12 protein-coding genes are annotated in these 10,828 nt (G+C 61.4%); 8 read left to right on the top strand and 4 right to left on the bottom strand.

Going from position 1 to position 10,828, the window contains the following annotated elements:
• The 5 genes from AC1DX0_RS23280 to AC1DX0_RS23300 all read left to right on the top strand — a co-directional run.
• A partial coding sequence (locus AC1DX0_RS23280; protein ID WP_477356987.1) for a DUF4760 domain-containing protein occupies positions 1–745 on the top strand: 745 nt, incomplete at its 5' end.
• A gap of 261 nt (positions 746–1,006) precedes the next feature.
• Positions 1,007–3,010, top strand: a complete 2,004-nt coding sequence (locus AC1DX0_RS23285; RefSeq protein WP_477356989.1) for an AI-2E family transporter — start codon at positions 1,007–1,009, stop codon at positions 3,008–3,010.
• Between the two features lie 299 nt (positions 3,011–3,309).
• On the top strand, positions 3,310–4,215 hold the full coding sequence (locus AC1DX0_RS23290) for an SMP-30/gluconolactonase/LRE family protein (RefSeq protein WP_477224318.1): 906 nt from the start codon (positions 3,310–3,312) through the stop codon (positions 4,213–4,215).
• Entirely contained in the window at positions 4,212–5,462 is a 1,251-nt protein-coding gene (locus tag AC1DX0_RS23295) for an alpha-hydroxy acid oxidase (protein WP_477224319.1), read from the top strand. Before AC1DX0_RS23290 ends, AC1DX0_RS23295 begins: the two co-directional genes overlap by 4 nt.
• Complete coding sequence (locus tag AC1DX0_RS23300; protein ID WP_477224320.1) at positions 5,455–6,144, top strand: RraA family protein; 690 nt, start codon at positions 5,455–5,457, stop codon at positions 6,142–6,144. Before AC1DX0_RS23295 ends, AC1DX0_RS23300 begins: the two co-directional genes overlap by 8 nt.
• Before the next feature lie 94 nt (positions 6,145–6,238).
• Here AC1DX0_RS23300 and AC1DX0_RS23305 read toward each other — a convergent pair whose 3' ends face one another.
• Positions 6,239–6,595, bottom strand: coding sequence for a GcrA family cell cycle regulator (locus tag AC1DX0_RS23305; protein WP_477224321.1), 357 nt, complete (start codon positions 6,593–6,595; stop codon positions 6,239–6,241).
• A gap of 857 nt (positions 6,596–7,452) precedes the next feature.
• On the bottom strand, positions 7,453–7,707 hold the full coding sequence (locus AC1DX0_RS23310; protein WP_477224322.1) for a hypothetical protein: 255 nt from the start codon (positions 7,705–7,707) through the stop codon (positions 7,453–7,455).
• A gap of 163 nt (positions 7,708–7,870) precedes the next feature.
• Here AC1DX0_RS23310 and AC1DX0_RS23315 point away from each other — a divergent pair, with 163 nt between their 5' ends.
• The gene (locus tag AC1DX0_RS23315) at positions 7,871–8,401 is read left to right on the top strand and encodes a dihydrofolate reductase family protein (RefSeq protein ID WP_477224323.1); all 531 of its coding nucleotides are present in this window, start codon (positions 7,871–7,873) and stop codon (positions 8,399–8,401) included.
• Between the two features lie 45 nt (positions 8,402–8,446).
• Here AC1DX0_RS23315 and AC1DX0_RS23320 read toward each other — a convergent pair whose 3' ends face one another.
• Complete coding sequence (locus tag AC1DX0_RS23320; protein WP_477224324.1) at positions 8,447–9,448, bottom strand: aldo/keto reductase; 1,002 nt, start codon at positions 9,446–9,448, stop codon at positions 8,447–8,449.
• A 191-nt stretch (positions 9,449–9,639) separates the two neighbouring features.
• On the bottom strand, positions 9,640–9,945 hold the full coding sequence (locus tag AC1DX0_RS23325; protein WP_477224325.1) for a hypothetical protein: 306 nt from the start codon (positions 9,943–9,945) through the stop codon (positions 9,640–9,642).
• Positions 9,946–10,217: 272 nt separating this feature from the next.
• Between AC1DX0_RS23325 and AC1DX0_RS23330 the strand changes: the two genes are divergently transcribed.
• Positions 10,218–10,457, top strand: coding sequence for a hypothetical protein (locus AC1DX0_RS23330; RefSeq protein ID WP_477224326.1), 240 nt, complete (start codon positions 10,218–10,220; stop codon positions 10,455–10,457).
• A 78-nt stretch (positions 10,458–10,535) separates the two neighbouring features.
• Positions 10,536–10,828: PAS domain S-box protein (locus tag AC1DX0_RS23335; RefSeq protein WP_477356991.1), on the top strand; the 293-nt coding region annotated here is incomplete at its 3' end.

Below are 10,828 nucleotides of genomic sequence, written 5' to 3' on the forward strand. Positions count from 1 at the left end.
GTTTGGAATTGCTGTATATACGTCAGTGATAGTTTGGAACGTATTTCATAATGGACTGTTTATAACTAAATACAATGATTTCGCATCACTATCAACATTGCTGTATATTCCTTTTCTTATGCTAAGTGTCGCCGGATTTATTCGTGTTGGTAAGAAAGCGAGAATGCGGCTGTGGGTGAAATTCGCAATAGGGTTTTGCGCGATGTCGGCATTCTTAATTGTTGGTCCCGCCATTGTCATACCGTTTATTTCTAACAATAATACTGGATTCTATATTATGTTCTCCGCTTGGTGCGCGGTAGCTGGATGGTTTCTTGGGCACTATATTACGGTTGACAATGCTAGGAAGGCTCATACGTTAAATATTCTTATGCAAATGAGAAACAGTTCGGAATTTACTTCGAGGTATATGAGAATAAGTAGGTTGATTTTGGATAAATATCCAGGAGATATCTCCAATAATCTCATTTCTGGAGTGCAGAAAGGCCTTCCAAAGGATGTCGAATTCGTACTAAAGCATGATATATCTTACATATCGGCTTACTATGAATTTATCTGCGCTGGATATCAGACCAACGATCTTGATGAAAAACTGCTTATACGGAGCATGAGGAACAACATAATTACATGGGTGGATCGATTCAAGATGTTCATCGGTGAAGAGAGAATCCTTCCTGATGGAACTACAAACCCAAGGATCTACGAGCAACTTGAGAAAACGGCCAATTCTTTCAGGTTAAAATAAGCGATACGTCGCTTAATATTTCCAATTTCGCCTGACAGGGTATGCCTTGTATCTATTTTCTCACCGACCGACCATCGCCATCCCACACTCACCATAGCGCGGGTCGGAGACTTTTCTTGGCGCGAGTGCCTCGTCGAGCGCGGCCGTCGAGCTGCAGTGAGGCGGCGGCGATGTTCTCCTCCAGATTTTGTATGCGCTTGGTGCCGGGTATCGGCGCCTTGCCGTGTGCCAAGGTTGCGCGCCGGCTCAATATATCAGACCATGCTAATCGGCAGGGAGACATCAAGAGTGGCCAATCGTCGAAACGGGACGGCGTCCGAGGCGCATGGGCTGGATGACATTCTTGCGGCCGCAGCACCCCACCCGCGAACCGCGTTGCCCAATGTGGCGACCACCGTCACGACGGTGGCMGCACTSTATTTCGGGCGTGAGGTTTTCCTGCCGATCGCCATCGCGCTGCTTTTGACCTTCGCGCTGGCGCCGCTGGTCTCGGCGCTCAAGCGGGTCGGCATTCCCCGGATCGCCGCCGTCATCGYCAGCGTGYTKGGCGCCTTCGCGGCCCTKGCCCTGTTCAGTTTCGTCGTCGCCACGCAGGTCAGCGAACTGGCGCAGAATATCCCGGTCTACCAGACCAACATCCTGRCCAAGATCCRCTCGCTCAAGGAAACCGGCGTCGRGGGCGGSATCATYGCCAGGTTGAGCMAGGTGGTCGAGCGTGTCGGCCAGGAGATCGACAAGCAGGATGCCACGCTGCCGGCCGCCACGCCGGACAAGCCGCCGCGCGAGCCGGTGCCGGTCGAGATCGTTGCGCGTGAAAGGCCGCTCGAAGTCCTGCAGAACATCGTCGGCCCGTTGATCAGTCCGCTCGGATCGGCGGGGCTGATTATCGTCGTCGTCATCTTCATGCTGCTCGAACGGGAGGATCTGCGCGACCGCTTCATCCGGCTTGTCGGCTATGGCGACCTTCACCGCACCACAGAGGCGCTTCGCGATGCCGGCAAGCGCGTCGGCCTCTATCTGCTCATGCAATTGGTGGTCAACATCGTCTACGCCGTACCGATCGCGATCGGGCTGTGGATCCTCGGCATTCCCAATGCCCTGCTGTGGGGGCTGCTGGCGCTGGCGCTGCGTTTCGTTCCCTATATCGGCCCGGTCATCGGGGCGCTGCTGCCGTTGTTCCTGGCGCTGGCCGTGGCGCCCGGCTGGGAACTCGTCGCGTGGACGGCCGCCCTGTTCGTGGTGATGGAACTGGTCACCGGCAATGTCGTCGAGCCCTGGCTTTACGGATCGCGAACCGGACTGTCGCCGCTGGCGATCATCGTCGCGGCGATCTTCTGGACGTGGCTGTGGGGGCCGCTTGGGCTGGTGCTGTCGACGCCGCTCACCGTCTGCCTGGTGGTGCTSGGCAGGCACGTGCCGCAGTTCGAGTTCCTCGACGTGCTGTTCGGCAACGAACCGGTGCTCGAACCGCATGCGCGCCTCTATCAGCGGCTTCTGGCCGGCGATCCAGAAGAAGCCACCGACCATGCCGAGGAGATGCTTGAGGAAAAATATCTGGTCGACTTCTACGACAAGGTCGCCATTCCGGCGCTGCTGCTGGGCGAGCGCGACCGGGTGCGCGGCGTCATGGGCGACCTGCAGAGGCGGCAAGTCGCGGCCAGCGCCCTGACGCTGGTGGCCAATCTCGACGACGATGCGAAAGAGGAAGCGAGTGAGGAGGATACGCAGGCCGGGGAGGCGGGCGAGGCCGGCGATGCCGCCGGCGAGGACGCGGCCGACCTGCCCGACGGCACCGGCCTGTCGGTGCTTTGCGCCGGCGGGCGAGGGGAACTCGACGATGCCGCCGCCGCGATGCTGGCGCAGGTCCTGGAAGTCCAGGGTGCGACCGCATCGAAGGTGGGCTTTGCCGACATGGAACCGTCAAGCATCCGCGGCCTCGATCTCGAAACCATCGACACCGTGGTGGTCGGCTTCCTCAACCGTGATTCCGTCAAGCACGCCCGCTTCCTGGTGCGCCGCCTGAAGCGGGCGAAGGCGGCACTTCGGGTGGGCATCGTGTTCTGGTCGGAAACCGGCAACGACGACAAGGAAGCCGCCGCCAAGCTTGCCCATGACATCAACGCGGATTTCGTCGCGCATGGCATGGTGGATGCGGTGACGGGCGCGCTGTCGAGCGAGCCGGCGGTGGCGCTGAAGCTGGTTGCCAAGCGGCGCGCGCGGCGGCAAAGGGCGGCGCCGAGGAAGGTTGCAGCGGCGGCGGGCTAGGGGCACAGCTCGATCAGCGCGAGCGACCTGGTTAGAACCTGAGGCCCCGGTTAGGCTCCGACGAGTTCACGCCTGGGCGGAGCTGACAATACCGCTTTGCGCCGCATGTCCGCCATTCCCGCACCACCGTCCGGCTTCTAGAAGCGGACATCGCTTGTGCCGACGCTCCTGTCGACTTCGCGCCCCAAAGCGGCCATGCGTCGATGCCTGCAATCGCCGCACAATGTATTCAACGAACGCGTAGACGGCTGGATTAGACCCGACAAATCTTGATAGGCTGCCGGTCTGGAGATCGCACCATGAAGGAGGTTGAAAAGCTCGCAGTCGAGGTGGTCGCGACTGGCCTCGGCTGGCCCGAGGGTCCGACGATGCTTTCTGATGGGCGCGTTGTCATCGTCGAAAGCTATCGCAGCCAGCTGACCGCCATCGATCGTGAAGGAACTGCTCGGCAGTTCGCGTATGTTGCGGGAGCGCCGAATGCATGCGTTCTCGGTTCGGATGGCCTGCTCTACGTCTGCCAGAATGGTGGCACGACCGGACCTTGGCGGGCCGCGGAGATGACAACGCCATCGATCCAGCGAGTTGCCGAAGGCGGAAAGCCGGAAATCCTGCTGACGGAAGTTGCGGGCATTCGGGTCAATGGCCCAAACGATCTCGTGTTTGCTGCTGATGGCCGGCTTATCTTCAGCGATCCCGGCACATACAACCCCAGCAATCCGGACCCCAGCTACATCTTTGCCGTCAACCCCGATGGCAGTGCCTACCTTGCTGTCGGCTTCGACGAGCCGACCTTCCCGAATGGAGTGGCGATCGAGACGGACGGCTCGATCGTCTGGGCTGAGTCCTACACGGGGCACGTCAAGCGGCAGCGTCCCGATGGTTGCGTCGAAGACCTCGGCCGCTTGCCTGGGGCCAATCCGATCCCGGATGGGCTGAAGGTCGGCGCCGATGGCCGCCTTTATGTCACGGATATTGCCGCCAATGGTATTCATGTGCTGAAGCCCGACGGTACCGCGGAAGGTTTCTTCATCTGCGGCAAGGCAACGACCAACTGCGTCTTCTCCGGCGAGATGCTTTGGGTGACAAATGCCGGCGTGCTGGCGACCGGCAGCGCCCCCTCCTTCGAGGGCACGCTCTGCTGTGTGCGTGTTCCGGGGGGCGGAGGACCGACGCATTACGGTCGCATCGGCGGTAAGAAACCGTGAGTAGTTCCTCGATTATCTCGAACATAGGCCCTCGGGCCAACGGCGGTGCCGGCTTTGCGGCATCGCCTGCTTCGACGGCAGCGCTGAAGCGCCTGTACAGCGTGGCCGCGGTCCGCGACGCAGCGCGGCGGATTTTGCCGCGCCCGGTGTTCGACTTCGCCGACGGCGGCTCCGAGGATGAGCGAACGCTGCGCCGCAACGAACAGGCGTTCAACGACGTTGCTATCCTGCCGCGGCCCCTCAACGGTGCAGCGACACGGGATCTCTCCCTTGATCTCTTCGGCGCAAAGCTCGCCATCCCGCTCGGTATCGCGCCAACTGGCCTGGCTGGTCTGTTCTGGCCCGACGGCGAGTGCGCGGCAGCCCGAGCAGCGGCATCCGCTGGCACTTTCTACTGCGCCAGTCACGGCTCGGCCTGCACACTGGAGGACATAGCAGCCACCGGGACCAGCCCGCGATGGATGCAGGTGTTCGTCTACACCGATCGCGGCTTCACCCGGGAAATGGTGGATCGGGCGAGTGCCTCAGGATACGGCGCGCTGGTGCTCACCGTCGACAACCAGCTGCTCGGCAACCGGGAACGCGACATCCGCAACGGGTTTTCCATCCCGCCGCGCTTCGGTGTGGCAGGGACGCTGGCGGCCGCCACCAAGGCGGCGTGGCTGCTGCGCATGCGCACCCGGCTTCCGAAACTGACCTTCGGCAACTACCTGCGTCCCGGCGAGACGGCGACGGTTGGCGCGCTGGCTGGCCGCATGGCCGCACTGCTCGACCCCGGGCTGTCCTGGGCCGACGTCGACTGGCTGCGCACCGTTTGGTCCGGACCGTTGTTGCTGAAGGGCATCCTGCATCCCGGAGAAGCCACGGAGGCCGTGGCGCGCGGTATCGACGGCGTCATCGTGTCCAATCACGGCGGACGCCAACTTGACGGTGCCGTCGCGTCGCTCGACGCGCTGCCTGCGGTGGTCGCGGCTGTCAATGGCCGCATACCTGTACTGATTGACGGCGGCGTTAGGAGGGGCTCCGACGTCGTCAAGGCGTTGGCGCTCGGAGCGTCCTGCTGTCTGATCGGCCGGCCACAGCTATGGGGGCTCGCGGTCGCCGGCGAAGATGGGGTGCGACACGTGCTCGAACTCTACCGCAAGGAGATCGACCGGGTCATGGGGCTGATGGGGGCACGGAGCCTTAGCGACCTCGGTCCAGACTGTCTTTCGTTCGTTCAAGCTACGAGGCCGCCACATGATTGAAGACCCGCCGCTGCTCACCATCAAGCGCCGTTTCGAACGGCCTGCGGCAGACATCATCAGTGCCTTTTCCGGCGTGCCCGTCAGTCAGGTCGTCGACGCCATGGGCGGGCGCGGAGCCTTGCACCATGCGATCAAGCCGTTATCGCCAGCTGCTGCTACGCTGGTCGGCGTCGCCGTGACCTGTCAGTGCGGCCCTTCCGACAATCTCGCGCTGTTTGGGGCGCTGGATGCCGCCCTAGGTGGCGATGTCATCGTTGCGGCCACCGACAGCTTTGCCGGGGCGGCGGTCACCGGGGATCTTGTGCTTGGCATGGCGCGCAATAAGGGGGTCGCCGGCTTCGTCACCGACGGCCTCGTACGCGATGTTATCGGGATCGAGGCGGTCGGGTTGCCGGTTTACTGTGCTGGCGTCATCGCGAACTCGCCGGCGCGCAATGGTCCAGGCACAGTCGGATTTCCGGTGGTGCTGGGAGGCGTGACTATCTCGCCGGGAGACATACTGATCGGCGACCGCGATGGCGTCGCCGTGGTGCCCCGCGTGGAGGCCAGGACCGTGCTGGCGCGGCTCGCCGCCATCAAGGCGGCCGAGCAGGATCTTGATGCCAAGGTGCGCCAAGGTCTGGAAATGCCCGAGTTCGCCACCGTCGTCCTCAAGTCTGACAGGACGCGCTTCGTTGATTGAAATGGGGTTGCCGAATTGCAAAAAAGATTTGAGGACAACATCATACCGATGAGGTGACGCCGACTGCCAGCGCGCGGAGGGCTCAAAACGTAATCTACGCGGCGCGCCGTTGGGGCAAATGGAGACCAGAGCGGGCTCGACGAGGGTCGACGGCAGTCACGATGCTGTGGTGGTGATCGCAGTAGACGCGATCAGGCGAAGTTGGCCCGGCACAAAAACGGTAGCCGCCAGGTACTGACGGGTCTTCGCTCACCGGGAAGCGGCACTGGTATACGCCGAGCTGAATGAGGGGGACGTCTCTTGACGTTGGTCTGATATTTTCAGGCATGATGGTTTCCAGGTTCCTTTGGTTCATAGCCATTGCTGGCTGACGACCGCAGTGCGACGTCGGGCGAGCTTCTCTCGTTTTGGAGGGCTTTGGATCAGCATATGGTGCTTGTCGCGCCGTCAATGAAGCCCGACGCCCCGCTTCTTAGKCCAATAGTTTGCGACTTAAGGCCACACCTGCGAGGCTCAGGAAACACAGGCAAAGTGCCATCGTAGGGCGCCTCGGCCGGGGTTTGTCTCGAGCATTGAGACCAACGTCGCTGTGCGCTCCTCCCAAGCCAATGTCCGCCTGCCGCGCTYCACGTTATTGCAAAAMGTTCAAATTTGAGCTTCCGCACTCATGCTTTGTCGAGGGTACCCCTGTAATCACTTARACCKTCTGCGCCGTAAGTTTAGCCGTTTTGAATCGCCGTCGGCGACGATGACGACGAAATAGGAGAACGCAATGACTCGTAATCACRTTGAACGTCTWGGAGAGTTCAGGGAAATCCTGGTCGCGACTCGACGCGAAGGAGTCCGCAACGTGCACCATACTCGTGACGCAATGCGGGCCAGTGGCTTTCAGATCGGGGACAGCGATGGCGCCAGCTACGGAGCCGAATTGAAGGCGCTCCAAGAGGAAATTGAGGCAGTCGATCGCGCCATCGAAGACGAGAAGCGGTTGGCCTTGGCCCTCGAGAGCGAGACGCAATCCCGCCGACCGGCTAAACCGAGAATCGTGAAGGGAACATAGAGTCAGGTATGGCCCTTAGCGCCCGTCGCGTCGATCGCCTGTAGGGGTCGTTGTCGCCGTGGCGAGCGCCCCGCTTCTGGCGCAAAGCGGTCGGCGCTACCCAGGATGCTAAGGTCGGCTTTCTAGCCCCGCCATCCCTAAGGCCGACGTTCGCTACCTGCCCAGATCGAGACGTTGAGCACTCTGCGGCAAAGCGCCCGCTTCCAGTCCCATTGCCCCTTGCGATGAATGGAACGAGCCGGTGAACGCTACCGATCCACCATCGCCATCCCACGCTCACCATAGCGTGGCCCGGCGATCTTCCCCAGCGCCAGCGGCTCGTCCAGTGCGGCCATTTCGGCTCTATCGAGCTTGATCGCCACCGCCGCGACATTCTCCTCCAGATATTGCCTGCGCTTGGTGCCGGGGATCGGCACGATGGCGAAGTCGCTGCATTTGCCGAGCAGCCAGGTCGGATCAATCTGGCCTGGCTTGTCGCCTGGGGCGGTCGCGACGGGGTGCACCGGGAGCGGTCGATCTTCAGGACACGGTAACGGCCAACCAGGCTCGTAAGGCGTTCATGGACGCCAAAAACCAATTGCGAACATCCAACGATATAGCTTATAACCGATTGCATAATGCAATCAGATTTCGCTCAGTTACGGCGCACAAGGAAAGGGAGTGAGCATGGCCAGGCTTGTGTTCGGAATGAACCAGTCGCTGGACGGTTACGTCGACCATACGGGATTCGCGCCAGGCCCCGCGCTGTTTCGACACTTTGTCGAGGAGGCGGAGCGGCAGGCGGGCAGTGTGTACGGTCGCCAAATGTATGAGATCATGCGTTACTGGGACGATGATCGTCCCGAATGGAATGCGGATGAGCACGCCTTCGCGGCGGCGTGGCGCAAGCAGCCGAAATGGGTCGTCTCGCGCACGTTGAAATCGGTCGGGCCTAACGCGCGGCTTGTCGAAGGTGATCTGGAGAGTGCGATCCGCGCGCTCAAGTCCGGGCGCGACGGGGAGATCGAAGTTGCCGGCCCGGACCTGGCGCAAAGCCTCACGGACCTTGGCCTGATCGACGAGTATCGGATCTACCTGCATCCCGTCGTGCTTGGTGGCGGCAAGCCGTATTTCGCCGGACCACGGCCGCCGCTCCGCCTCATGGCTCATGATCGGATTGCCGGGGATGTGATCAGGTTGACCTATATTCCCGCTTGATCCCGTCACCCATCGGCGGGGCCGGATGTCCGGGACACGAAAACCCTACCGATCCACCATCGCCATGCCACGCTCACCATAACGCGGGCCGGCGATTTTTCCTGGCGCCAGTGCTTCGTCCAGCGCTGCCATTTCGGCGGCGTCCAGTTTCAGCGCCGCCGCCGCTATATTCTCCTCCAGATATTTTCTGCGCTTGGTGCCGGGGATCGGCGCGATATCGATAGCGAAATCGCTGCCCTTGCCGAGCAGCCAGGCCAGCGCGATCTGGCCTGGCTTGACGCCTTTGGCCGTCGCGATGTCGCGCACCTTGGCGGCGGCTTCGACATTGGCGTCGTAGTTTTCGCCGAGGTAGCGCGGGTCGTTGCGGCGGTAGTCGCTCTCGGGGTACTCCTCGGCGCGCTTGACGTCGCCGGTAAGAAAGCCGCGGCCGAGCGGCGAGAACGGCACCAGGCCGATGCCGAGTTTTTGGAGCAGCGGAATGATCTCGGGCTCCAGATTGCGCTCCCACAGCGAGTATTCGCTCTGCACCGCGGAGACCGGAAAGGCGGCATGCGCCCGGCTTATGTTGGCGGCACCCGCCTCCGATAGGCCGAAGAAGCGCACCTTGCCCTCGGCGACAAGCCTGCCGACAGCGCCGGCAACATCCTCCATCGGCACGTCAGGGTCGACGCGGTGCTGGTAGAGCAGGTCGATATGGTCGGTGGCGAGCCGGCCGAGCGAGGCTTCGACGACTTCGCGAATATGTTGCGGCCGGCTGTCGACCCCGGCCTGCTTGTCGTTTTCGATGCGGAAGCCGAATTTGGTGGCGATCGTCACCTGGTCGCGCTTGCCCTTGAGCGCCCGGCCGAGCAGTGCCTCGTTGGTGTATGGGCCATAGACTTCCGCCGTATCGAGGAAGGTGCAGCCAAGTTCGATGGCGCGATGCAGCGTGGCTATGGATTCGGCTTCGTCAGCAGGACCGTAGACCTGACTCATGCCCATGCAGCCGAGGCCGATGGTAGAGACCTGCAGTCCCTGGCTGCCGAGTTTGCGTGTGGCGAGGGTCATGGCCGCGGTGCTCCGGTTGAGATTCTGCAGCACCATATAGAGCGCGCGCTCGATTCCCAAAGCCGTTCGGCGCGGTCTCAACCGACTGTGATCCGTGGCGCGAGGCACCGGGCGGTCCAGGCCGGAAAGCCGTACGATGATTCACATGCCGGAAGCGGCGCCGGGACAGGAGGCACCGCGTCAGGTCGATATTACTGGATCGAGGCCGGCTGCGAAAAAGCGAGCGTGCTGATCGCTGGCTCCTCACCATCGACAATGTCATTTCCAGACAGCGCCAACCCATTGCCCAAGGCGTCGAATTCGATTGCCGCGCCAAGCAGTTGGGCAGCCTGGAGAACCAGATATTCAATGTCCTCGAGGGCGACGTTCTCGGCCAGGTTTCTGACCCTGACCTGTTCGGCCGTCGCCGAGATGTTGACGATGCCAGCGATGGCGAATGCCCTCTGGACCGCCGAATGGACGTCGTCGCGCAGGCGCGTGGAGTATTCGTACCGCATCGAAACCTCCCAAAGGAACGGTTTTCTGTTCAGGTTGGAGCATGCGCCGGGCGTAGTGGCCTGGCAAGCGAAATTATCATAATATCCAAATAAAATCAATTAGATAGGATAGTTACAGGAATGCGCATCCGGCGTCGTATGCGCATCATGAGTTTGACGTGTGGAGCGCTCACTGGCAGGTCTTGACGCCTTATGAGAGTTACCTTAATTATAAGCCGAATGAGTTAGATACTAACTCACCGTATTTTTAGTCCTGAGCGAGGAGCGCGCACATGGCTGAACTGGAACGCCCGGAACGACTGCAAATCATGCTCACCGCGGACGAATTGGCGGCCCTTGAAAACTGGCGCTTCGAAAAGCGGATGCCAAGCCGCTCGGCCGCGGTCAGGGAACTGCTGCGGCGCGGCCTGGCCTCGGACGGATTCCTGATGGCCGAGCAGGGCGTCAAGTCGCAGGAGTTCGGTGTGCTGCCTGAGGGTGACGGCAAGACCAACGATCGGCCTGCGGAGTGAATCCAGCTTCGGTTGTGACGCGCCGCCTGTGCGAATTGCGCCGGGAGAGATTGCCTTGATCCGCTTGCGCGCTACCTCATGCAAATGAGCGACATCGTGGCGGCGACAGCTGACATCGCAACAAGCAACTCACAACAGACCGCGACCGCCGATGCACGCCTCGCGGCCATCGTCGATTCCTCGTTCGATGCCATCATCAGCAAGGATTTGACCAGCATCATCACCAGCTGGAACCTGGCGGCCGAACGCATGTTCGGCTATAGCGCCGCGGAAGCGGTCGGCCAGTCGATCCTCATGCTCATCCCCGATCACCTCAAGAGCGAGGAGACCGAGATCATCGGCAAGGTTCGCGCCGGCGATCGCGTGGCGAG

It is taken from the genome of Mesorhizobium sp. P3_A9 (assembly GCF_056402975.1).

What these genes read in the sequence shown, in the direction of transcription:
- AC1DX0_RS23290 (WP_477224318.1), top strand. Translation starts at nt 3,310, where the DNA reads ATGAAGGAGGTTGAAAAGCTCGCAGTCGAGGTGGTCGCGACTGGCCTC.
- AC1DX0_RS23315 (WP_477224323.1), top strand. Translation starts at nt 7,871, where the DNA reads ATGGCCAGGCTTGTGTTCGGAATGAACCAGTCGCTGGACGGTTACGTC.
- AC1DX0_RS23300 (WP_477224320.1), top strand. Translation starts at nt 5,455, where the DNA reads ATGATTGAAGACCCGCCGCTGCTCACCATCAAGCGCCGTTTCGAACGG.
- AC1DX0_RS23320 (WP_477224324.1), bottom strand. Translation starts at nt 9,448, where the DNA reads ATGACCCTCGCCACACGCAAACTCGGCAGCCAGGGACTGCAGGTCTCT.
- AC1DX0_RS23330 (WP_477224326.1), top strand. Translation starts at nt 10,218, where the DNA reads ATGGCTGAACTGGAACGCCCGGAACGACTGCAAATCATGCTCACCGCG.
- AC1DX0_RS23325 (WP_477224325.1), bottom strand. Translation starts at nt 9,945, where the DNA reads ATGCGGTACGAATACTCCACGCGCCTGCGCGACGACGTCCATTCGGCG.